Origin of the sequence: Reyranella sp. (genome assembly GCF_965228225.1) — a bacterium.
Lineage (GTDB): Bacteria > Pseudomonadota > Alphaproteobacteria > Reyranellales > Reyranellaceae > Reyranella.
On the sequence record NZ_OZ245801.1, the window covers coordinates 5,498,182 to 5,521,313 of the forward strand.

At 66.7% G+C, this 23,132-nt stretch carries 21 protein-coding genes; 12 read left to right on the plus strand and 9 right to left on the minus strand.

What is annotated here, in order from left to right; genetic code table 11:
- Positions 1-5 precede the first annotated feature (5 nt).
- Genes pstB through phoB form a run of 3 tightly spaced genes read left to right on the plus strand, consistent with a single transcriptional unit; the run spans position 6 to position 2,328 of the window.
- On the plus strand, positions 6-830 hold the full coding sequence (pstB, locus tag ACO07K_RS26610; protein ID WP_422036710.1) for a phosphate ABC transporter ATP-binding protein PstB: 825 nt from the start codon (positions 6-8) through the stop codon (positions 828-830).
- 32 nt (positions 831-862) lie between these two features.
- Positions 863-1,588 carry a phosphate signaling complex protein PhoU gene (gene phoU / locus ACO07K_RS26615; RefSeq protein WP_422033294.1) on the plus strand — a complete coding sequence of 242 codons (726 nt, stop codon included), beginning with the start codon at positions 863-865 and terminating at the stop codon, positions 1,586-1,588.
- Positions 1,589-1,635: 47 nt separating this feature from the next.
- Entirely contained in the window at positions 1,636-2,328 is a 693-nt protein-coding gene (gene phoB / locus ACO07K_RS26620) for a phosphate regulon transcriptional regulator PhoB (RefSeq protein WP_422036711.1), read from the plus strand.
- 188 nt (positions 2,329-2,516) lie between these two features.
- Here phoB and ACO07K_RS26625 read toward each other — a convergent pair whose 3' ends face one another.
- From ACO07K_RS26625 to ACO07K_RS26640, 4 genes are read right to left on the minus strand one after another with little or no spacing between them, the layout of a single operon-like run.
- Positions 2,517-3,908 carry an AmpG family muropeptide MFS transporter gene (locus ACO07K_RS26625; RefSeq protein ID WP_422033296.1) on the minus strand — a complete coding sequence of 464 codons (1,392 nt, stop codon included), beginning with the start codon at positions 3,906-3,908 and terminating at the stop codon, positions 2,517-2,519.
- Positions 3,905-4,882, minus strand: coding sequence for an adenosine kinase (locus tag ACO07K_RS26630; protein ID WP_422033298.1), 978 nt, complete (start codon positions 4,880-4,882; stop codon positions 3,905-3,907). Before ACO07K_RS26630 ends, ACO07K_RS26625 begins: the two co-directional genes overlap by 4 nt.
- Positions 4,883-4,898: 16 nt before the next feature.
- Positions 4,899-5,288 (minus strand): DsrE family protein, encoded by a 390-nt coding sequence (locus ACO07K_RS26635; protein WP_422033300.1) that lies wholly within the window; start codon positions 5,286-5,288, stop codon positions 4,899-4,901.
- Complete coding sequence (locus ACO07K_RS26640; RefSeq protein WP_422033302.1) at positions 5,285-6,073, minus strand: HesA/MoeB/ThiF family protein; 789 nt, start codon at positions 6,071-6,073, stop codon at positions 5,285-5,287. The genes ACO07K_RS26635 and ACO07K_RS26640 overlap by 4 nt, the downstream gene beginning before the upstream one ends.
- A gap of 53 nt (positions 6,074-6,126) precedes the next feature.
- Here ACO07K_RS26640 and ACO07K_RS26645 point away from each other — a divergent pair, with 53 nt between their 5' ends.
- Positions 6,127-7,332, plus strand: a complete 1,206-nt coding sequence (locus ACO07K_RS26645; protein ID WP_422033304.1) for a Bcr/CflA family multidrug efflux MFS transporter — start codon at positions 6,127-6,129, stop codon at positions 7,330-7,332.
- 19 nt (positions 7,333-7,351) lie between these two features.
- Here the strand turns inward: ACO07K_RS26645 and ACO07K_RS26650 are convergent, their stop codons facing one another.
- From ACO07K_RS26650 to ACO07K_RS26670, 5 genes are all read right to left on the minus strand, one after another.
- Positions 7,352-8,272: a hypothetical protein gene (locus ACO07K_RS26650; protein ID WP_422033306.1), complete on the minus strand. Its 921-nt coding sequence runs from the start codon at positions 8,270-8,272 to the stop codon at positions 7,352-7,354.
- A 42-nt stretch (positions 8,273-8,314) separates the two neighbouring features.
- Entirely contained in the window at positions 8,315-9,358 is a 1,044-nt protein-coding gene (locus ACO07K_RS26655) for a WD40 repeat domain-containing protein (protein ID WP_422033308.1), read from the minus strand.
- A 4-nt stretch (positions 9,359-9,362) separates the two neighbouring features.
- Positions 9,363-10,340, minus strand: a complete 978-nt coding sequence (locus ACO07K_RS26660) for a CobW family GTP-binding protein (protein ID WP_298312741.1) — start codon at positions 10,338-10,340, stop codon at positions 9,363-9,365.
- A gap of 65 nt (positions 10,341-10,405) precedes the next feature.
- A complete protein-coding gene (locus ACO07K_RS26665) occupies positions 10,406-11,695 on the minus strand; it encodes a UbiH/UbiF/VisC/COQ6 family ubiquinone biosynthesis hydroxylase (protein WP_422033310.1) in 1,290 nt (429 codons plus the stop codon).
- A gap of 62 nt (positions 11,696-11,757) precedes the next feature.
- Positions 11,758-12,645, minus strand: a complete 888-nt coding sequence (locus tag ACO07K_RS26670; RefSeq protein WP_422033312.1) for a TorF family putative porin — start codon at positions 12,643-12,645, stop codon at positions 11,758-11,760.
- A 160-nt stretch (positions 12,646-12,805) separates the two neighbouring features.
- Here ACO07K_RS26670 and ACO07K_RS26675 point away from each other — a divergent pair, with 160 nt between their 5' ends.
- From ACO07K_RS26675 to ACO07K_RS26710, 8 genes are all read left to right on the plus strand, one after another.
- Positions 12,806-13,144 carry a P-II family nitrogen regulator gene (locus ACO07K_RS26675; protein WP_298312750.1) on the plus strand — a complete coding sequence of 113 codons (339 nt, stop codon included), beginning with the start codon at positions 12,806-12,808 and terminating at the stop codon, positions 13,142-13,144.
- Positions 13,145-13,182: 38 nt separating this feature from the next.
- On the plus strand, positions 13,183-14,514 hold the full coding sequence (locus ACO07K_RS26680) for an ammonium transporter (RefSeq protein ID WP_422033314.1): 1,332 nt from the start codon (positions 13,183-13,185) through the stop codon (positions 14,512-14,514).
- 189 nt (positions 14,515-14,703) lie between these two features.
- A complete protein-coding gene (locus ACO07K_RS26685) occupies positions 14,704-15,042 on the plus strand; it encodes a P-II family nitrogen regulator (protein WP_295133713.1) in 339 nt (112 codons plus the stop codon).
- A 228-nt stretch (positions 15,043-15,270) separates the two neighbouring features.
- On the plus strand, positions 15,271-16,476 hold the full coding sequence (locus ACO07K_RS26690) for an aminotransferase class I/II-fold pyridoxal phosphate-dependent enzyme (protein WP_422033316.1): 1,206 nt from the start codon (positions 15,271-15,273) through the stop codon (positions 16,474-16,476).
- 15 nt (positions 16,477-16,491) lie between these two features.
- A complete protein-coding gene (locus ACO07K_RS26695) occupies positions 16,492-19,368 on the plus strand; it encodes a DNA translocase FtsK (protein ID WP_422033318.1) in 2,877 nt (958 codons plus the stop codon).
- Positions 19,369-19,402: 34 nt separating this feature from the next.
- Positions 19,403-21,139 (plus strand): intermembrane transport protein PqiB, encoded by a 1,737-nt coding sequence (locus ACO07K_RS26700; protein ID WP_422033320.1) that lies wholly within the window; start codon positions 19,403-19,405, stop codon positions 21,137-21,139.
- Entirely contained in the window at positions 21,136-21,726 is a 591-nt protein-coding gene (locus ACO07K_RS26705) for a PqiC family protein (RefSeq protein WP_422033322.1), read from the plus strand. Before ACO07K_RS26700 ends, ACO07K_RS26705 begins: the two co-directional genes overlap by 4 nt.
- Positions 21,727-21,730: 4 nt before the next feature.
- A complete protein-coding gene (locus tag ACO07K_RS26710; RefSeq protein ID WP_422033324.1) occupies positions 21,731-23,095 on the plus strand; it encodes a paraquat-inducible protein A in 1,365 nt (454 codons plus the stop codon).
- The last annotated feature ends 37 nt before the right edge of the window (positions 23,096-23,132 follow it).

A 23,132-nucleotide genomic window follows, 5' to 3' on the forward strand; every position in this document is an offset into this window, starting at 1 on the left:
TGTCCATGCAATCCACGGAAACGCCCAACGTCGCGGTTCCGGTCGCCAGCCACGCCAAGCTCGACGTCTCGAAGCTCACGCCCAAGATCACGCTCAAGAACCTCGAGTTCTTCTATGGCGACAGCCGGGCGCTCAAGGGCATCACCATGTCGCTCTACGCCAACAAGGCGACGGCGTTCATCGGGCCTTCGGGCTGCGGCAAGTCGACCCTGCTGCGCATCCTGAACCGCATGTACGACCTCTATCCGGGCCAGCGCGCCACCGGCGACGTGATGTTCGACGGTGACAACCTTCTGCGCGAAGGCCAGGACATCAACCTCCTGCGCGCGCGCATCGGCATGGTGTTCCAGAAGCCGACGCCGTTCCCGATGACGATCTACGAGAACATCGCCTTCGGCGTCCGGCTCTACGAGAACCTGCCCAAGTCGGAACTCGATGGCCGGGTCGAGCACGCGCTGCGCCGCGGCGCGCTGTGGGACGAGGTCAAGGACAAGCTGAACGCCAGCGGCCTCAGCCTGTCGGGCGGACAGCAGCAACGCCTCTGCATCGCCCGCACGGTGGCGGTGAAGCCCGAAGTCATCCTGTTCGACGAGCCGTGCTCGGCGCTCGACCCGATCTCGACGGCCAAGATCGAGGAGCTGATCGACGAGCTGAAGCAGGACTACACGATCGTCATCGTCACCCACAACATGCAGCAGGCGGCGCGCGTCTCCGACTTCACCGCCTTCATGTATCTCGGCGAGCTGGTCGAGTTCGGCGCGACGGCCACGGTGTTCACCACCCCGACCGACAAGCGCACCCAGGCCTACATCACCGGCCGGTTCGGCTGAGCGGCCACGAGAACGAGAAGAAGGGACAAACGATGCCCGAACATACCCTGAAGCGCTTCGACGAGGAGCTGGAACGGCTGAGCGCCACGATCAGCGAAATGGGCGGCCTGACGGAAAGCCAGCTCGCCCAGTCGCTGCGGGCCCTGCGCGAGCGGGACACGGAGATCGCCGAGAAGGTCATCGTCGACGACCCCCGCGTCGACGCGCTCGACGAGGCGGTGCAGGAACAGACCGTGCGCCTGCTCGCCCTGCGCCAGCCGATGGCGGTCGACCTGCGCGTCATCCTGTCGTCGATCAAGATCGCCGCGGCGCTCGAGCGCATCGCCGACTATGCCAAGAACACCGCCAAGCGCAGCATCGTGCTGAGCCAGACCGCGGCGCCTAGTTCGGCCATCGCCGGGATCGATCGGCTGGGCCGGCTGGTGCGCACGGCGCTCAAGGACGTGCTCGACGCCTTCGCCCAGGGCGACGTCGCCAAGGCGCGCGACGTGTGGGAACGCGACGAGGAGATCGACCAGGTCTACACCGGCCTGTTCCGCGAGCTGCTCACCTACATGATGGAGGATCCGCGCACGATCACCGGGTGCACGCATCTCATGTTCATGGCCAAGAACATCGAGCGCGCCGGCGACCATGTGACCAACATCGCCGAGCTGGTGAGCTTCCGGGCGACCGGCCACGGCTTCGAGGAGGACCGGCCGAAGGGCAGCGCGGCGATGTATGCCACGTCCGGCAGCGCGGCGGGTCCGACGCCGTGACGATGGTCGCCACCAGCCCTGCGCGGCGTGACGCGCACACCTCGACGATGAAGCCGCATGTGCTGGTCGTCGAGGACGAGACGGCGCTGGTCGAGCTGCTGCGCTACAACCTCGAACAGTCCGGCTTCAAGGTTGCGGTCGCCTATGACGGCGAGGAGGCGCTGCGCTCCGTGCAGGAGGACGTGCCCGACCTCATCCTGCTCGACTGGATGCTGCCCCTGATGTCCGGCATCGAGGTCTGTCGTCAGCTTCGACGCCAGACCGCGACCGCCAACGTGCCGATCATCATGCTGACGGCGCGCGGTGAGGAAGGCGATCGCGTACGTGGCCTCGACGCCGGTGCCGACGACTATGTCCCGAAGCCCTTCTCGCCCACCGAGCTGATTGCGCGCATCCGTGCCGTGCTGCGGCGCATCCGGCCGGCGCTGGCCGACGAGGCGCTGTCCTATGCCGACATCGTCATGGACCTTGTCGCGCATCGCGTGACGCGCGGGGGCAGGCCGCTCCATCTCGGTCCCACCGAGTTCCGCCTGCTGCGGCACTTCATGGAGCATCCCGGCCGCGTCTTCTCGCGCGAACAGCTGCTCGATTCGGTGTGGGGCAAGGATGTCTATGTCGAGGCCCGCACCGTCGACGTTCACATTCGTCGCCTGCGCATCGCGCTCAACGGCGACAACCACGCCGACGTGATCCGCACGGTTCGCGCCGCCGGCTACGCCCTCGATTCGACGCCAGGTTGATGCGGCACGGCGGCAATCGCGGTTGCGCGGGCGGGTTTTCCACACGCCCAGTAACGGTTTTGTAGCGTCGGGCGCCTAGACAGAGCTTGCTCGTTCCTTGCAGGCACCCCACGCCCCGCTCCCTGGAACGGGCCGGTTCCCCGGCTCGGAACACGACACCGCAGCCGAGCCACTGACCCCTCCTTCCGTCAGGAAGGAGGGGTTTCTTTTTCGAAGTGCCGGCGCACGATCGCCGCCAGGACCAGCGCGGGCAGGCCGAGCAGCGCGGTATAGACGAAGAAGATCGCGTATCCGCCGAACTTGTGGGTGGCGGTGAAGTCTTCCTGGAGCCTGTCCACGACCCAGCCCGAGGACCCGCCGAGCAGCTTGCCGGGCAGGGTCATGATCGAGGTGAAGAGCGCGTACTGAGTCGCCGTGTAAGCCGTATTGGTCAGGCCCGACAGGAAGGCGATGAAGATCGATCCGGACATGCCGCCCACCAGGTTGTCGACGCTGATCGCAATCGTGAGGATCGTCAGGTCGGGCTCGCCCACCCACGCCAGCCACGAGAAGGTGAGATTGCTCGCGGCGATCAGGAACACCGCCGGCATCAGCAGCCGCGCCGCGCCGAGGCGGAACACCAGCGCCCCGCCCAGCAGCGCGCCCAGGATCGTCATGACGAACCCGTAGATCTTGGAGACGTCGGCGATCTGGTCCTTGCTGAAACCCATGTCGATGTAGAACGGGTTGGCCATGACGCCCATGGCGATGTCCGACAGCCTGAACAGGCCGATGAACAGCAGCAGCAGGACGGCCATCCAGCGGAAGCGCGCGAAGAAATCGACGAACGGGCAGACGATGGCGCCGTAGACGAAGATCAGCGCCTTGCGGACCCAATCGGGCATGGCCCCGAGGCCCGCGGCGAAGGCGGCCACCTTGCCTTCGAGCTCGCTGGTTCCTGCCGTGGCGCGCCGCTCCGGCTCCGAGATCAGAAGCGTCGTCACGATGCCGACGAGGCCGAGCGCCGCCATCGTCTGGTAGGCCGCCGTCCAGGAAACGTACTGCGCCACGTAGAGGGCGCCCGCGCCGGCGGCCAGGACGGCGATGCGGTAGCCGAGCTGGTAGGTCGCGGCCGTCGCGCCCTGCAGGCTCGCATCCGTCGCCTCGATGCGGCAGGCGTCGAGGGCGATGTCCTGGGTGGCCGAGGAGAAGGCGACGACCAGCGCGAACACGACCATCCACCACAGGTCGGTGCGCGGGTCGCAGAACGCCATGGCGAGCAGGCCGCCCGCGATCCCGCTCTGGGCCAGAAGCATCCAGGAGCGGCGTCGCCCCAGCCAGCGGGTCAGCAGCGGCAGGGGGACGCGATCGACGACCGGCGACCAGACGAACTTGAACGAGTAGGTGATGCCGATCCAGCTGATGAAGCCGATCGCGGTACGGCTGATGCCATACTCGCGCAGCCACGCCGAGAGCGTCGAGAAGACCAGCAGGAACGGCAGCCCGGCCGAGAAGCCGAGAAACAGGAACTGGAGGACGCGCGGATGGCGGTAGGTCGCGAGCGACTCCCGCCATCCCTTCGCCGGTTCGGCAGCGCTCAAATCAGGCCCTTCAGCGCCTGCTCCGGCCGGGCGCCGACATGGGAGATCACTTCGGCGGCGGCGATGCCGCCCAGACGCGCGCACTCGGCCAGCGGCTTGCCGTGGGTGAAGCCGAACAGGAAGCCCGCGGCGTAGAGATCGCCGGCGCCGGTCGTATCCACGACCTTCGAGACCGGGGCCGCCGGGACTTCGTAGGTCTCGTCGCCCTTGATCACGACCGAGCCCTTCTCGCTGCGCGTGAGGGCGGCGATCTTGGCTTCCTTGCGCACTTCCGCGAGCGCCTGCTCGAAGGTCTCGACCTCGTAGAGCGCTTTGATCTCGGCCTCGTTGCCGAACAGGATGTCGACCTTGTTGCGGATCAGGTCGCGGAACTCGTCGCGGTAGCGATGGACGCAGAAGGAATCCGACAGCGTGATCGAGACCTTGCGGCCCGCCGCGCGGGCGGCGTCGAAGGCCTTGAGCACCGCCTGCTTGGCGGCCGGCGCGTCCCACAGGTAGCCCTCGACATAGGTGACCTGGGCCGAGGCGACGAGTTTGGCGTCGATGTCTGCCGGGCCGAGACCGGTGCAGGCACCGAGATAGGTGTTCATCGTCCGCTGGGCGTCGGGCGTCACCAGGATCAGGCAGCGTGCCGTGGCCGGACCGTCTGTCGCGGCCGGCGTCTCGAACGAGACACCCGTCGCCTTGAGGTCGTGGCCGAACACCTTGCCGAGCTGGTCGTCGCGCACCTTGCCGATATAGGCGCCCTTGCCGCCGAACGAGGCGATGCCGGCCATCGTGTTGCCGCACGAGCCGCCGGACACTTCCACGCCGGGACCCATGCCGGCATAGAGCTGCTCGGCGCGGTCTTCGTCGATCAGCATCATGCTGCCCTTCACCAGACCGTGCTTGCCGAGGAAGGCCTCATCGGACCGCGAGATGACGTCGACGATGGCGTTGCCGATTCCCAGCACGTCGAAGGTAGCGGATGTCATGAAGTCTCCCACAGAATCACAGTGAAACCAGGTGCATGCCCGGCTTGGTCTCTTCCAGCAAGGTAACGATGCCGGCGACCGTGAAGGGGACGTCGGCGCGCAGGCTCGCACGATCGATGTCGAGCGACCGCAGGCCCATTTCGCATACGATCAGCCGCGCGCCAAGCTCGACTGAGGCCTGCAGCAGCGTCTCGAAGTCGCCGACGCCGCGCGCGCGGTTGCCCGCGTCGCGATCCCAGTCCCTGAGCGGCGGGGGCGAGCCCTGCAGGGCACGGATGCCGCCCATGGTGAAGAACAGGACCGCCGGCTTGTTGACCGCCAGCGCCGCTGCGGCCAGCGCAAGGCCGTAGTGAACGCTCTCGTAATCGTCGGAACGCAGGATGACGGAGACGCCGCCCGCGCTCATGCGTCCGCCCCGGCGCCATCGCCGCAGGTTGGGCAGCCAGGCCGCTTGGTCACCGTCAGCGTCTCGAAGGAGGCATTGAGCGCGTCGTAGAGCAGGAGCGAGCCCGAGAGCGAGCGGCCGACGCCCAGGATCTCCTTAACCACCTCCGTGGCCTGCAGCGTGCCCAGGGTGCCGGCCAGCGCGCCCAGCACGCCGGCCTGCGCGCAGCTCGGCACCGCCTCTTCCGACGGAGCCTCGGGAAAGAGGCAGCGCAGGCAGGGATGCCCGGCGCCCTGCCACGCCTTGTAGGTCGAGATCTGGCCGTCGAAGCGCAGGATCGCCGCCGAGACCAGCGTCTTGCGGAGCGCGTAACAGACGTCGTTCAGCAGATAGCGGGTGGCGAAGTTGTCGCTGCCGTCGGCCACGATGTCGTAACCGGCGACGATACTCTCGGCGTTGTCCGCCGTGAGCCACTCGTCATGGGCCTGCACGTTCACGTCGGGATTGATTTCCGCCAGCGCGCGGCGTGCGCTTTCGACCTTGGAAACGCCAATGTCGGACGTGCGATGAATCACCTGCCGCTGCAGGTTGGAGAGATCGACCGTGTCGTGGTCGATCACACCCAGCGTGCCGATACCGGCCGCGGCCAGATACTGCAGGAGGGGTGCGCCGAGACCGCCGGCGCCGACGACCAATACTTTCGCGGCAATCAGCCGCGACTGGCCGATGCCGCCGATCTCCGCCAGCACGATATGTCGCGCGTAACGGCGGATCTGCGTTTCTGACAGGTCAGGCAGCGATGTCATGGTCCGCTTATAGCATGGCGAGATGCCATGGATGCCTGTAGAGCCACCGCGCAATGAACACCACGACTCGTCCGACCCTGTCGCCGCTCCTTCTGGCGGTGCTGGCGCTGTTGTCGGCCTTCACCCCGCTTTCGATCGACATGTACCTGCCGGCCCTGCCGGTGATTGCGGTCGACCTCCAATCCTCGGCCGGCGACATCCAGCTCACGCTGTCGGCCTTCATGATCGCCTTCGGCGTGGGGCAGGTCTTCTATGGCCCCGCAGGCGACCGCTTCGGCCGCCGCCCGGTCATCCTGATCGGCCTCGTGGTCTACGTGCTGACGAGCATCGGTTGTGCGTTTGCCGCGGCGGCGGGCCATCTCATCGCCCTGCGTTTCCTGCAGGGCCTCGCCGCCTGCGGCGGCGTCGTGCTGGCGCGCACGATGGTCCGCGACCTGGCTGAAAAGGATCACGCCGCGCGCGCCATGTCGCTCATGATGGCCTGCACCTCCATCGCGCCGATGCTGGCGCCGGTGATCGGCGGCCAGGTGATGTGGTTTGCCGGTTGGCGTGCCATCTTCTGGGTGCTGGCCTCCGCCGGCGTGATTGCCTTCGTCGTCGCGTGGTTCCAGCTGCCCGAGACGCTGAAGCCGGAGTATCGCCAGCCGCTGGTCTTCAGCCAGATCCTGAAGCGGTTCGGCGAGCTGCTGAGCACGCGCACCTTCATGGGCTATGCCCTGACCTCGTCCTTCATGTTCGCCGCCCTGTTCTCGTACATCTCGGGATCGCCGTTCGTCTTTATCGAGCGCTACGGGATTTCGCCCCGGTTCTACGGCGTGGTGTTCGGCGGCATGGTGATTTTCATGACCATCGGCAGCCTGTTCAATGCGCGGTTCGTGCGCCTCCTGGGAGCAGGCCGCATCCTGCGCGTCGCGGTGATCGTTCCGGCCGTGTCCGGCGTGGCGGCGATGGTCCTGGGCTGGATCGAGGCTCGGTACGGCACGATCGGCCTGTGGCCCTTTCTGGTTTGCATGGTCTTCCAGATCGCGACGCTGAGCCTGATCGCGCCCAATTCGACGGCGATGGCGATGCAGCACTACCCGCACATGGCCGGCACGGCGTCGTCGCTGATGGGCGTCATGACGTTCGGCGCCGGCGCGATCTTCGGCGCGATCGTCGGGCAGACCTTCGACGGCACCATCGCGCCGATGACGACGGCGATGGGCATCGCGGGCATCCTCTGCCTCGTGTCTCACCGCGTGCTGGTGCGGCGAGGGTAGTGGCCGATGGAGTTCCGTCCTACTTCAGGCGGAAGCTGGCCATCATCGTACGGAAGTCGGGCAGGGCGGCGTCGAAGCGCTCGGGCGACGCCATGGCGACCATCGTGTAGCCGCCCGTCGGCGTGAACAGCATGGTGACCAACGTCTTGACGGGATCGCCACCCGAGGTGCCGGTTGCCGTGAACTGAAGCCCTTCGAGACCGCCGATCTCGATGGACGTGGGATCCTCGACCTTGTCCAACTTGAGCGTCTGGGTCGACTTCACGAAGGCGGCTACGGCCTGATTCCATTGGGTCTTCGGGACGGGCTGCTGAAACGTCTTGGAAACGACCAGACCGGGCTGGCTTTTGTCTGCCGCGCTCGGCTTGGACATGGTGACGATCAGGCCGTTGCCGGCCAGCGCCTGGCGGTGGGAGAAACGCGGCGAAGCGGTAATCGCGAAAGGCAGGGCGTCTATCGGGTCACCCGCCGTGGACGCAGCGATCCTGACGCTGCGAAACATGTCCTTCACCTTGTCCTCGGTCAGCGTGTTCGCGTCCCTGAGAGCTGATACGTTGACAAGTGTAAGCGTCGGGGCATCCACGAGCATGAGCCACTTGTTCACCTCGGCGCCGTCCTGAGCTTTCTGCTTTCCCCGAAACATGCGCGCGCGGAACGGCAGGCCCGTTAGCTCTTCGCCTCCGGTGATTTCGACACCCTGCTGAGCCATCGCACCGCTCTGAATGGCAGCGGTCAATGTTTCGTATGGAGCACCGGGAATTTCCGCGACGAGGACCGAGGCTTTCTCGCCCTGCAGGCCGGCAAACTCTTTCGACAGAACGAAGTCCGCGGGAGGCACGAGCGACACCCGGCTGCCCGGAATGGCCACCGGGTCTGCTGCCCAGCCGGGGTTCGCCGTGAGGCTCAGAACAAAGATCCAGAGGACCAGGATGATCTTCATCGGATAACCCTAGCAGCCCCGGCTGAGATTGCGATGATGCTCCTAACGTCGCAAATCGATCGTCAGGAGGTCGCCGCGGTCGTTGCCGACGGCCAGCTTGAAGCCGTCGGGAGACCAGGCGAGGCAGGTGATGGCGGAGCCATCCGCCATCTTCAGGACGACCGAGCGCTTTGTCCGGATGTCGCCGAGCTGCAGCTCGCCCGAGTCGTAGCCGCCGGCCACGAACTCTGCGGCCGGATGCGCCGCGACCACGGTCATGAGGCCGGCGCCCTCGTCGCCGAACTGCAGCGGCGGCTTGCCTTCGGGCCCTTTGCCGGTGAACGGCCAGGCCGTGAAGACCGGCTGCGAGGAGGTGTAGAGGAAGCGCGCGTCGGCGGTCCACGACAGCGACTTCACCTTGGCGGGATAGCCCTGCATGCGCATGTCGGTGGCCTGCGCCACGCGCCAGACATGGATGTCGTTCTCCTGCGTGCCGGTGGCGATGAACTTGCCGTCGGTGCTCCAGCGCAGGGCCACATGACTGCCCTGCCAGGCGAAGCGGCGCGGCGGCAGGGCGACGTCCTTGCTCAGGCTCCACACGGTGATGCCGCCGTAATGCGCGCAGGCGACCCGGCTGCCGTCCTTGCTGAAATCGAGGCCGGCGACCGTGCTGGGATGCGGCCCGAATTCGCGGACCTCGCCGTCGCGGAACAGGAACATGGTCTTGCCTGCCGACCCGGCGACCGCTCCCGTCTTGTGGGCGACGAGATGCTCGAACCACTTGCCCTTCTGCGCCAGCAGTTCCGTCGACGTGCCGTCCGCTGCAATGCGCAGAACGCGGCCATCGTCGCCGCCGCTCACGAATCCGTCGCCGGCCGGGTCGCCGACCAGCGCCAGCACGACGCCCTTGTGCAGCGGCTCCGCCGCGTCGGGCGCGGCAGCCTTGACGTCGGCGGGCAGGACGCGGACCACGCCATCGCCCAGCGCGAAGGCGACGGTCGTGCCGTCGCGGTTGAAGGCGCAGGCGGCGACCGGAGCGTCGGTGGCGACGGAGCGGGCCGGCGGCAGCGTCTGCTGCCAGGCCGGATTGGCGAGATCGATCTTCACGGTCCTACTTCAGGCAGTCTTCGAAGGCGCGCTGCAGGTTGTCGCCGTCGAGGTTGCGGCCGATGAAGACCAGCTTGCTCGACCGCTTCTCGCCGTCCTTCCATTGCGTGCCCCAGGCGCTGTCCATCATCATGTGGACGCCCTGGTAGACGTAGCGGCGCGGCGCGCCGTCGATCGCGAGGATGCCCTTGCTGCGGAAGATGTCGGCGCCCTTGATCTGCAGCAGCGCGCCCATCCACTTCTGGAACTTGTCGGGATCGACCGGCCGGTCGGCGGTGATGGACAGGCTGCGGACCTCGTCCTCGTGATGATGGTCGTGGCCGCTGTGCAGGAAGTCGGGCTCGAACTCGAGGATGCGGCCGAGGTCGAACGCACCCTTGTCGAGGATCGCGTCGAGGCCGATCTGGCTCTTCTGCGTGTGGAAGATGCGGGCGTAGCGGTTGATGCCACGGATCCTGTCCTCGACCTTCGCGAGTTCGTCAGCGCTCACCAGGTCGGTCTTGTTGAGCAGGATCACGTCGGCGAAAGCCACCTGCTGCTCGGCTTCGCTGCCCTGCTCGAGCTGGCCGAAGAAGTGCTTGGCGTCGATCACGGTGACGATGGCGTCGAGGCGCGTCCTGGCCTTGACGTCCTCGTCGGTGAAGAAGGTCTGGGCGACGGGACCCGGATCGGCGAGGCCGGTGGTCTCGACCAGGATGCCGTCGAACTTGTCCTTGCGCTTCATCAGCCCTTCGATGATGCGGATCAGGTCGCCGCGCACGGTGCAGCAGATGCAGCCGTTGTTCATCTCGAAGACCTCCTCGTCGGCATTCACCACGAGGTCGTTGTCGATGCCCAGCTCGCCGAATTCGTTCACGATGACGGCGTATTTCTTGCCGTGCTGCTCGCTCAGGATGCGGTTGAGCAGGGTGGTCTTGCCGGCTCCGAGATAGCCGGTGAGCACGGTAACGGGCACTTGCGCCGAGGTCTGGGGAGTGGCCATGCGAATGTCCTCGAAATTGGCCCCTGAGATAGGGCTCGTGTTCCGCCAAGTCTAGGGCCGCAAGTCTAGGGCCGCTCGCCCCGGATCAGCTTGGGCAGGTCACCGACCGTGCCCATGGCGTGGCGGACGAAGAACTTGCGCAGCGCCGGCACGCGGTTCACCGCGGCGAGGCCCGCATCGCGCACCAGGCGGAGCGGCGCGATGTCGTTGGAGAACAGGCGATTGAGCAGGTCGGTGGCCGCGACCATGGTGAAATTGTCGGCCCGCCGCCATTGCGCGTAGCGCTCCAGCGTATCGGCCCCGCCGACGTCGAGGCCGAGGCGCTTGGCGTCGATCATCACCTCGACCAGGGCGGCGATGTCCCGCACGCCGAGATTGTAGCCCTGGCCTGCGATGGGATGGATGCCGTGCGCGGCGTCGCCCACCAGCACCAGGCGGGTGTCGATGTAGCGCTCGGCATGGACGAGCCGCAGCGGATAGGACCAGCGCGGTCCCGACGCCACGACCGGACCGAGATGGTCGCCGAACCGCCGCGCGAATTCCGCTTGGAAACGCGGTTCGTCGAGTTCGAGCAGGCGGCGCGCGAGATCGGACCGTTCGGTCCACACGATCGACGAGCGATGCTCGCCGCCGGGACCGTCCGTCATCGGCAGGATGGCGAAGGGACCGCCGGGCAGGAACTTTTCCTGGGCGACGCCGCGATGCGGCTCGTGATGGTGGGCCACGAGGACGATGGCGATCTGCTCGTACGACCAGCTGCGGGCACCGATGCCGGCCTCCTCGCGAATCGAGCCGAGGCGGCCCTCGGCCGAGGCGATCAGGCGGGTGGCGAGGCGGCGGCCGCTCTTCAGCGTCAGGCCGGCGCGCGCCGGCCCACGCTCGGTCTCGACAACCTCGTCGGGGGACACGAGTTCGACCTTGGCGCAGGTGGCGAGCCGGCGCAGCAGGGCTGCCCGCAGGAAGCGGTTCTCCACGATCCAGCCCATCGGTGCGGCCGTCTCGGGGTCCTCGGCCGCCTCGCGATGATCGAAATGAAGGAAGAAGGGGCTCGCGCGGCCGTCGTGGCCGGCGTCGGAAATGCGGATGTCGCGGATCGGTTCGGCTTCGGTCGCCACCTCGTCCCAGACTCCCAGCGCCTCGAACAGGCGCTGGCTGGTGTAGGCGATGGCGGTGGTGCGGCCGTCGAATCCCGCCTCGGCCAGCGAGGCGAGCGGCACGCGGTCGATCAGCGCCGTCGACAGGCCCGATTCGCCGGCAGCAAGGGCTAAGAGGCTGCCGTTGAGGCCTCCCCCGACGACGGCAAGGTCAAACGGGGCAGAGCCAGCGGGAACCGGATCGAAGGGACGGCTAACCATGGACCATAGATGGCAGCCGCCCCGCAGGGCGGCAACCCTCTATGGCTGCAGGAAGCGATTGATCAGAACGTCTTGGAGATACCGACGATGACGCGGCTGGCGCAGTTCTGGGTGCCGAGGCAGTCCTGAACGCTCAGGTTCGTGCCGGTGTAGGCGGCGGAGAGGTCGAAGCCGTAGACCGAGACGACGAGGCCGAGCTGCCAATCCCAGTAGTTGTTGTTGGGAATGCCGTAGTTGGTGAAGCGCTCGACATACTGGTTGCCGATGGTGCCGAAGGCCTTGAAGGCCACGTTTTCGTTGACGTGGAGGAACGGCATGGGAACGGTGAGCGAGGCCCACTTGTACCAGGCATTGCCGGAGTTGGCGAAGAAGTTGGGGCTGTAGCGGACGGCGGCGCTGAGCTGGGCGACGCCGAAATCGTATCCGGCGACGAGGCCGAATTCGTTGAAGTCGTAGAACAGGTTCGAGGGCGCGCCGAGATAGTTGTAGCGGATGTAGCCCAGGTCGAAGGTGAGCTTGTCGTCCAGAAGCTTGAGCTTGAGACCGGCGACGACGTCGATTTCCGCCCAGGTGCCGGTGTTGGGGAAGTCGACGTTCGAGCCCCAGGCGCCGACATAGGCGCTCAGCGGAATCTTCTCGCTGACGGTCGGGGTCTCGTAGCCGAGCGAACCCTGGACGGCGACCTGGCGCTGGGTCTGCGAGATGCCGCGATAGGAGTACTCGTTCAGAACCGCCAGGCCGGCGGTGAAGCTGCCGCCGAACGGAGCCTTCCAGGTCTCCTTCTCGGGCGTCGCCGGCGTGGTTGCCGCATCGGGCGTACCCTGAGCCGTCTGCTGATCCTGCGTGACCGTTACGGTCTGCGGATTTGGCGTGCCCTGTGCATGGGCGGCGCTGGTTGCATAGATAGTAATCAGCGAAGTAGCCAGAACAGCGGTTTTTTTAAGCAACACGACCACCCCCAAAGACTTATGACTTGTTTCCGCCCCATTCCCAGCAAGCGGCGTGCCAAAAATGAAGCTGCAATTTGTTGTGTTTGTTTTGGCACGACCCTTGCTCACGTCGAATTGAACTTTGGGGGCGGGCGTGCCGCCCGTTGGAGGATAGGCGCAAATGAAAATGATCGTGGCAATCTTCAAACCCTTCAAGCTGGACGAGGTCAGGGATGCCCTGACGGCGCTCGGCATCCAGGGCTTGACCGTGAGCGAAGTGAAGGGGTTCGGCCGTCAGAAGGGCCAGACCGAAATCTATCGCGGCGCGGAGTACGCCGTGAGCTTCCTGCCGAAGGTGAAGATCGAGGTCGTGATCGACGACATTCTGGTCGAGCGCGCCGTCGAGACCATCCGCAAGGCGGCCGGCACCGGCAAGATCGGCGACGGCAAGGTCTTCGTCCTGCCGGTCGAACAGGCGATCCGCATCCGCACCGGTGAGTCCGGTATCGAAGCTCTGTGATCCGACACCAGAATCAACTCGAGAATCAGGGGACAACGATGAAGTTCAAGACCAATTCGGTGCTTGCGGGCGCGGGGGCGGCCGCGGTGCTGCTTCTGCCCGCGCTTGCGCTGGCCCAGGCCGCCGCGACGCCTGCTCCGGCGGCAGCGCCCAAGCTCGATACCGGCGACACGGCGTGGATGCTGACCTCGACGGCGCTCGTTCTGATGATGACCATTCCCGGTCTCGCGCTGTTCTACGGCGGCATGGTCCGCAAGAAGAACGTGCTGGCGACGGTGATGCAGAGCTTCGCCATCACCTGCATGATCTCCGTCCTGTGGCTGATCGTCGGCTACAGCCTGGCCTTCACGCCGGGCAGCTCGCTCGTCGGCGGCCTCAGCCGCATCTTCATGTCGGGCCTCACCCTCGACGGCGTGCATGACCTCGCCAAGACGATCCCCGAGACCGTCTTCATGACCTTCCAGCTCACCTTCGCCATCATCACGCCGGCGCTGATCGCCGGCGCCTTCGCCGAGCGCATGAAATTCTCGGCCATGATGTGGTTCATGGCCCTGTGGTCGCTGATCGTCTACGCGCCGATCGCTCACTGGGTGTGGGGCGGCGGCTTCCTGGGCGATTGGGGTGTTCTCGACTATGCCGGCGGCACGGTCGTGCACATCAACGCCGGCGTCGCGGGCCTCGTCTGCGCGCTCGTCATCGGCAAGCGCAAGGGCTTCGGCACCGAGAACATGGCGCCGTTCAACCTGGTCTACTCGGTGATCGGCGCGGCCCTCCTGTGGGTGGGCTGGTTCGGCTTCAACGCCGGCTCCGCCGTCGGCGCCAGCCCCAATGCCGGCATGGCGATGGCGGTGACGCAGTTCGCCGCGGCCGCGGCGGCCATGGCCTGGATGTTCGCGGAGTGGGTGACGCGCGGCAAGCCGTCGGTCCTCGGCATCATCTCGGGTGCCGTCGCCGGCCTCGTTGCGATCACACCGGCTTCGGGCTTCGTGACCCCGATGGGTGCGTTGGCCATCGGCATCGTCGCCGGCCTGGTCTGCTTCTGGGGTGCCACCGGCCTCAAGAAGGCGATGGGCTACGACGACTCGCTCGACGCGTTCGGCGTGCACGGCATCGGCGGCTTCGTCGGCGCCATCCTGACCGGCGTGTTCGCCGTGGAAGTGATCGGCGGCGAGGGCAAGAAGGGACTGATCGACGGCAATGCCGGCCAGGTCCTGACACAGCTCTGGGGTTCGCTGGTCTGCATCGCCTGGTGCGCCGTGGCCACCTTCGTCATCCTCAAGGTCGTCGATGCCCTGATCGGGCTGCGCGTGACGAACGAGGAAGAGATCGAGGGCCTCGACATCAACCTGCATGGCGAGACGATCCACTAGGACCGTCTCCTCCTCGAGATCGGGAACCCCTCTCTCCTCCTGGTTCCCTCTCATCCGCCGCACCGTGTCGCGGCGGACCCTCGGGCCCGGCGAGTCCCTCGCCGGGCCCGCTTTCTGTCCGGCGTTTGACGCCGCGAACGCGGCGGGCCAGTCTGGGGGCCAATGCCGGAAGGCCGGAGGGGAAATCAGATGAAGCTCGTGTCCGCCATCATCAAACCGTTCAAGCTCGACGAGGTGCGCGACGCGCTGACCGGCGTCGGCGTGTCGGGTCTGACGGTGAGCGAGGTCAAGGGCTTCGGCCGCCAGAAGGGCCAGACCGAGATCTACCGTGGTGCCGAATATCTCGTGAGCTTCCTGCCCAAGGTGAAGATCGAGATCGTGGTCGACGACGGCCAGGTCGAGCGGGCGGTGGAGGCCATCCAGAAGGCGGCCCATACCGGCAAGATCGGCGACGGCAAGATCTTCGTCACGCCAGTCGAGCAGGCGGTGCGCATCCGCACCGGCGAGTCGGGTTCCAACGCCCTCTAACCGCGACACAACTGACTAGAGAATAGGCAATTCCATCGGCCATGCGGCGTCATGGCCGACTACCGATTGTGGTCGCGCGCGGAAGGAACGCAAGCCCTTCCTTTGTCTCAAGAAACAAGCCTATTCCATTGTTGTGATTGGCAAATTTGTTCCATAGAATGTGGCAATAGGCTGGCCTTTCGGTCGGCACCTTTATTTTGTTCGGCCGGTTCGGCCACTGGATACGAGATGTTCAATCCGCGCCTGACCGAGACGCTGACAGACTTCCCCTTTGCGCGGTTGAACGCCCTGATCGCTCCGATCGCGCCGCCGGCACACCTGTCGATGATCAACATGTCGGTGGGCGAGCCGCAGGGCGCGATGCCTGCTTTCGCGCGGCAGATCGTGATCGACGAAGTCGATGGCTGGAACCGCTATCCGCCGAACCAGGGTCTGCCCGACCTCAACCTCGCGATCTGCGAGTGGTTGACCCGCCGTTACAAGCTGCCGCAGGGGCTGCTCGATCCCAACCTGCACGTCCATCCGACGGCCGGCAGCAAGGAAGGCGTCTACATCATCTCCACGGTGGCGACGCCGCAGGAGAAGGGCGGGGGCAAGCCGATCGTGGCGCTGCCCAATCCTTTCTACCAGGCCTATCTCGGCGGGGCGGTCCTGTCGGGCGGTGAGCCGCTGCTGGTCAACGCCGAAGCCTCGAACGGCTTCCTGCCGGACTATGAGAGCCTCGATGAAGCGACCTGGCAGCGGATGTCGGTCGTCTATCTCTGTTCGCCGGCCAATCCGCAGGGTGCGATCGCCAGCAAGGACTATCTGCAGAAGCTGCTGAAGCTCTGCCGCAAGTACGACACGGTGCTGGCCGTCGACGAGTGCTACGCCGAGATTTACACCGGGGCGCCGCCGCCGGGTGCGCTCGAAGCGGCGCTGGAGATCGACGAGACCGGGGGCAAGGATCCGTTCCACAATCTCGCGGTCTTCCATTCGCTCTCGAAGCGGTCGAACGCGGCCGGCCTGCGCTCGGGCTTCATGGCCGGCGACCCGAAGCTGGTCGCGATGGTGCTGCGCTGGCGCAGCTATGGCGGCCCGCAAATTCCGTTCGCCGTCCAGAAGGCGTCGGCCGCGCTGTGGCGCGAGGAGACGCATCCGGTCCAGACGCGCGAATGGTACGTGAAGAATTTCCGGATCGCCGAACAGATCCTGCATAACCGCTTCTCCTATTACACGCCGGGTGGCGGCTTCTTCCTGTGGCTCGACGTGGGCGATGGCGAGGAAGCCACGCGCAAGCTGTGGGGCGAGGCGCACGTCAAGGTGCTGCCGGGCGCCTATGCCTGCCGGGAGACCAACGGGATCAACATTTCGCAGCGCTACATCCGCGTGGCGCTGGTGCATGACGAGAAGACCACTCGCGAGGGGCTCCAGCGCCTCGCGTCCGTTCTTTAGGGAGCGCAATCGCGCATGGCCATGCTGAGCCTCTCTTCAGCGTTGCAGCCCAGGACCTCCATCCTGCCGGAGGGCGGGCGGGATTTCCTGCGACGCCGCATGATGGAGATCGTCGGCGTCGCGACCGCAGGCTTCGGCCTGGCGCTGATGATGGCGCTGTTCACCTACAGCCCCGGCGATCCCTCGCTCAATCACGCCACCGCGCGCGCACCCAACAACCTGCTCGGCCTGCCCGGCGCCTACATCTCGGATCTGCTGCTGCAGACCTTCGGTCTCGCCATCATTCTCGCGCCGGTCGCCTTCATCACCTGGGGCGTGCGCATGGTGCGCACGCATCATCTCGGCTTCTTCGGGCTGCGTCTCTCGCTGCTGCTGTTGGCCTTGCTGATGATGAGCGTGGCCTGTGTGGGCCTGGGCGATGTCGGCGGTGCGGCCACCCATGCCGGACCGGGCGGCCTGGTCGGTCTCGCGCTGGTCGGCCGTTTCCGCGAACTTGTGCTCACCCATTCGAGCGGCGGCGCCCTCACTTTCATCGAGCCCGGTGCGGCCGCCCTTGCCTTCATCGCGATGGCCCCGGCGCTCGGCATGAACCGCACCGACCTGCCGCTGATCTTCCGCATCCTGCGCGCGCCCTTCCTGTGGGTTGCCTTGGGCATGCGGGCGGCCGTGGACCTGTGGCGCGGCAAGCCGCAGACTCTCGAAGAGGAGAACGAGTTGCCGGCGCCCCACATCGGCTATGCCGAGATTCCGGGCGAAATCGATGCCAGCCAGTACGATCCGGCGCGGTTCGAGACCCGCTACGAGCAGATCCCCGAGGAAGGCGCGGGGCTGCCGGCGCGCGATTCGCTCATGGTCGATGCGCCCTATGCCCCGATCGAGCGGCCGGCCGACGACATTCCGGAGGCACCCGGCGGCCTTCGCATGCACTCGCCGGTCTTGGACGAGCCTGCGCCTTCACACGTGCAGGAACGCACCTTCCTCAGTCGCCTGACCGGCGGCCTGCGGATCGAACCCTTCATGCGCCGCTCCGCGCCGGCGTCCGCTGCGGCAGCGGAACGCATCGAACCGGGCTTCGGCGGTTATGAAGCCGTGCCCGCGCCGGCGCCGGCACACTACCGCCAGCCGGTCGCCGACGAGGAGTTCGAGACGCCGCCGCCGGTCGCCGTCGAGCCCCCGCCCGCACCTGTCGCCGAAGAGCTGGTGGACGAGGAGACCGACGACAATCCGTTCGCGCCCGACAATGCGCTCGACGTCGAGCAGCCGGTGGCCGCGCCGCCGGCCCCCGCGGCCGTGAAGATCGTGCCGCGCAAGTCGGCCGCGCCACAGGGCAAGCGCGCCGCCAAGGCCGGGCAGCGCGAGCTGGCCCTCGGGGCCGATTACCAGCTGCCGCCGCTCGACATCCTGTCGCTGCCCTCGAGGGTCAACGCCCAGCCCAAGATCGACGAGGAGGCGCTGGAGCAGAACGCGCGGCTGCTCGAGACGGTGCTCGAAGATTTCGGTGTGAAAGGACAGATCGTGAAGGTGCGGCCGGGACCGGTCGTGACCCTCTACGAACTCGAACCCGCGCCCGGCACCAAGTCGAGCCGCGTCATCGGTCTTGCCGACGACATCGCCCGCTCGATGAGTGCGGTCTCGGCGCGCGTCGCCACCGTGCCCGGCCGCAACGTCATCGGCATCGAGCTGCCCAACGCCAAGCGCGAGACGGTGTTCCTGCGCGAACTGCTGTCGACCAAGCACTACGAGGATTTGCGCCTCGGCCTGCCGCTGGCGCTGGGCAAGGATATCGGCGGCGATCCCGTCATCGCCGACCTCGCCCGCATGCCGCATCTGCTGATCGGCGGCACCACCGGCTCGGGCAAGTCGGTGGCGGTCAACACCATGATCCTGTCGCTGCTCTACCGGCTGACGCCGGATCAGTGCCGCTTCATCATGATCGACCCGAAGATGCTGGAACTCAGCGTCTACCAGGACATCCCGCACCTGCTGACTCCCGTCGTCACGGAGCCGCGCAAGGCGATCGTGGCCCTGAAGTGGGTCGTTCGCGAGATGGAGGACCGCTATCGCGCCATGAGCGCGGTCGCGGTGCGCAACATCGCCGGCTACAACGAGAAGCTCGCCGAGACGGCCCGCAAGGGCGGCGTGCTGACCCGCAAGGTCCAGACCGGCATCGATCCCGAGACGCGCAAGCCCACCTTCGAAGACGAAGAGATGGACCTGAACCCGCTGCCCTTCATCGTCGTCATCATCGACGAGATGGCCGACCTGATGCTGGTCGCCGGCAAGGAGATCGAGGCGACGGTGCAGCGCCTGGCGCAGATGGCGCGCGCGGCCGGCATTCACGTCGTGATGGCCACCCAGCGGCCGTCGGTCGACGTCATCACCGGCACCATCAAGGCCAACTTCCCGACCCGAATCTCCTTCCAGGTGACGTCCAAGATCGACAGCCGCACCATCCTGGGCGAACAGGGGGGCGAGCAGCTGCTGGGGCAGGGCGACATGCTCTACATGGCCGGCGGCGGCAAGATTGCCCGCGTCCACGGCCCCTTCGTCAGCGACGGCGAGGTCGAGGAGGTGGTCCGTCACCTGCGGGCCCAGGGCGCGCCGGCCTACATCGAATCGGTCACCGACGATCCCGACGGCGAGGGCTCGGGGAGCGGCTTGCCGGGCGATGCCGAGGAGGGCGAGAGCGACCAGCTCTACGACCAGGCCATCGCGCTGGTGGCCCGCGAGCGCAAATGCAGCACGTCTTTCATCCAACGTTACCTCCAGATCGGCTATAACAGGGCCGCCCGCATCGTCGAGCGCATGGAGCGCGAGGGCGTGGTCAGCTCCGCGAACCATGTCGGCAAGCGCGAGGTCCTGGCCCGCGACATCGACGACCGGGAACGCTGAACGTCCCGTCTGACCGCGGGCCGAACGAGGTACGATGACAGATCAAGCCCCGCCCGGATCGGTTTCCGGGATCCCGGCCGCGGCGAAACCTGGTGCGCAGAGCGCCGTCGGGGCGGCTCCTGTTCGGCGTCGCCGCCGGTTCCCGCTGGTCTGGCTGGTGCCCATCGCGACGGCGCTCATCGCCGGCTGGCTGGCATGGGACGCCTTCTCCAAGCGCGGCCCGATGATCACCGTGTCGTTCGACACGGCCGCCGGCCTCACGGCCGGCCAGTCGCAGCTGAAGTACCGCAACGTCGTCATGGGGACGGTCAAGACCATCACCATCCCGCCCGACCTGTCGAAGGTGCTGGTGACGATCGAGACGGTGAAGGAAGCCGAGCCGCTGCTCACCGACAAGACCATCTTCTGGGTGGTGAAGCCGCAGCTCTTCGCCGGCAATATTTCCGGCCTCGAGACCATTCTGTCGGGCTCCTACATCGGCATGCGGCCGTCCTCCGAGTCGGGCGCCGCAAAACGTGAGTTCGTGGGCCAGGAAGACCCGCCCATTCTCCAGGCCTCGGTCAAGGGAACGACCTTTCGGCTCGACTCCAGGCGGCTGGGATCGATCAGCCTCGGCGCACCGATCTTCTTCCGCGACATCGAGGTCGGGACGGTGCTGGGTTGGGACCTGCACGATCTCGCCAGCCGGGTCGCCATCCATGCCTTCGTGCGCGCGCCGTACGATCGCTACGTGCGAGACGATACCAACTTCTGGAACGCGTCCGGCCTGTCGATCTCGCTCGGCGCCAACGGCGTCAACATCCAGATGGAATCGTTGCGCGCCATCCTGCTCGGCGGCATCGCCTTCGACACGGCGCACGACTCGACCGCTCCGATCAGCCAGGCCGAGCATCGCTTCAAGCTCTACGCCAACCTCGAAGAAGCCAAGTCCGCGGGCTTCGGCCAGCAGATCAAGCTGATCTCCTATTTTCCGGGGTCGGTCGCCGGCGTGACCGAGGGTTCCGAAGTGAGGTTCCACGGCCTCAAGATCGGCGAAGTGACCCGCGTCGGGCTGGTTTACGATCCCAAGACCGACCGCATCGTCGCGCCGATCCATTATCGGGTCGAGTCGGGCAGGGTCAGCAACCTCGCAAAGACCCGGGGAATGGAGCCCATCAACGTCGCCGAAGAGATGATCAAGCGCGGCCTGCGCGCGACGCTGCAGGCGCCGAGCCTGATCAGCCCGCAGAAGGTCATATCGCTGGAGGTCCTCGCCGATCCCAAGCCCGGCGAGCTCACCGAGGAAGACGGCCACTATGTGATCCCGGCTGTCGAGCTGGGTGGCTTCGACAGCATCACCACCTCGGCCAGCGAACTCCTGAGCAAGATCAACCGCATCGACTTCGACAAGATCGGCAACAGCCTGCTCAGCGCCTCCGTCGGCATCGAGCAGATGGTGAACGGGCCGCAGATCAAGGCGACGCTGGTGGCCCTCGAGAAGGCGATGATCGACGTGCAGGACATCGCCCACAAGCTCGACGTCGATGGCACGCCGGCGCTGAAACGCCTGCCCGACATCGCGCAGCAGCTGCAGGAGGCCGTCACCAAGGCCAATCGCCTGATCGGCTCGGTCGACAAGGGCTACGGCGACACGTCGAAGTTCAACCGGGAGCTCGATCGCCTGCTCCCGCAGCTCACCGACGCGGCGCGCTCGATCCGCTCCCTCGCCGACCTTCTGACGCGTCACCCCGAGGCCCTGATCAAGGGCCGCACCAACACAGGCAAGGAATGACCTCCCTTCGTTTCGGCCGGCGCCAGTTCGGCCTCCTCGCCCTCCCGGTGCTCGCGGCGCCGGCACTCCAGGCCTGCAGTACCTCGCCGGAACCCGTCCTCTACACGCTCGCCGTGAGGCCGGGGCCGGTGCTCCCGCGGGGGCCGCGCATCGTGCAGGTGCGCGATATCGGCCTGCCCGGCTATCTCGACCGCAAGGAGATCGTCCGTTCGACGGACGATTCCAAGCTCGACGTCCGCGCGAACGCCTGGTGGGGCGAGCCGGTCGGCGGAATGCTCGGGCGGACGATCGTAATCGAACTGTCGCAGCGCCTGCCCAACAGCCAAGTCTACAGCGAAGCCGGGTCGATCACGGCGGATCCGTATGCCACGGTCGGCATCGACATCCAGCGCTTCGACGCCGACAAGGGGGGCAACGTCATCCTGCTGGCGCAGGTCGCCATCGGGTTCAACCGGCCGACCCGGACCGCCGCGCGCAACTTCTCGATCTCGAAGCCCGTCGCGACGCCGGATACGCCGGGCCACGTCGCCGCGATGAGCGACGCGCTCGGCGAGCTGTCGGACGGCATCGCCGCGCTTCTTCAGTAGCGCCATGCTGCGGGCCTTCGCCGTGCCGCGCGACCCCGGGCCCCTGGTGACGCCGCCGCAGCTGCGCGAATGTCATGGCTGCGGCCTGTTCCAGATCGTACCGGCGATGGCGGCCAACATGCGCTCCGACTGCGAGCGCTGCGGCACGCCGCTCCGGGCCACCCGCGCCGACCCGACGGGCCGTTGCCTGGCGCTCACCTTTGCCTCGCTGGTGCTGTTCGCCGTCCTGTGGCTTTCGATGCTGATGAAGGTCTCGACCGCCGGCATCGTCCACGAGACCACGATCCTTTCCGGCCCGTCCGAGCTGGTGCGTCACGGCCTGTGGCCCCTGGCGCTGGCCGTCTCCTTCACCACGGCGTTTGCGCCGCTCATCAAGTTCGCCGGCACGCTCTACGTGCTGATCGGCCTGCGCATGCGCACCATGCCGCCCAATCTGCGCGGCATCTTCCTGATCGCCCGGCGCATGGGCACCTGGGCGATGCTCGAGGTGCTTCTGCTGGGCGTGTTCGTGGCCTACACCAAGCTGGGCGACCTCGTCACGATCCAGCTCGGGCCGGCGGTCTATGCGCTGGGCGTCCTTACGGTCGTGATCGTCTGGGCCGAACTCGCCCTCGATCCACAGGCGGTGTGGGAGGAGATCGAGCGCCGCGGCCAGACCCATGCGCCGATGCCCCCGCTCGCCCCGCTCGAATACCGGCCGGGCGCGGCCGGGTGCGAGGAATGCAAGCTCGTCTGCGTGCCGGCCGAGCATGACGGGCGTTGCCCCCGTTGCGGGTCGCGCGTTCACGAGCGCAAGCCCGACAGCCTCAATCGGACCCTCTCCCTCGCCCTGGCAGGCGCTGTCCTCTACATCCCGGCCAACGTCTATCCGGTGCTGACGGTGATTCAGCTCGGCTCCGGCGCACCCAGCACCATCATGGGCGGCGTCGAGGAACTCGTCTCTTCGAAGATGTATCCGCTGGCCCTTCTGGTCTTCTTCGCCAGCGTCCTGGTGCCGCTGTTCAAGCTGATCAGCCTGATCGGCATGATTTCAGTCACCTCGCTGCCCGGGACGGCGCAAACCGCGGGTGTCTTCCTGCGCCAGCGCACGAGGCTCTACTTCATCGTTGCCTGGATCGGCCGCTGGTCGATGGTCGACATCTTCATGGAATCGCTGCTGGGAGCGCTCGTGCAGTTCGGGCGCGCGGTGACCATCGATCCCGGCATGGGGGCGCTGGCTTTCTGTGCCGTGGTCATCGTCACCATCGTCGCTGCCGAGGCGTTCGATCCGCGCCTCATGTGGGATGCCGCCGCCCGCAATCCCCACCGACCGGGTCGACCCTCGGCGGCTCCTTCCGGTGCGGCGGCCACGGCGCTGCCTTCGGGCTGAACCCTCCGACGAAGGTTCGACCCCGGACCTTTCTGCG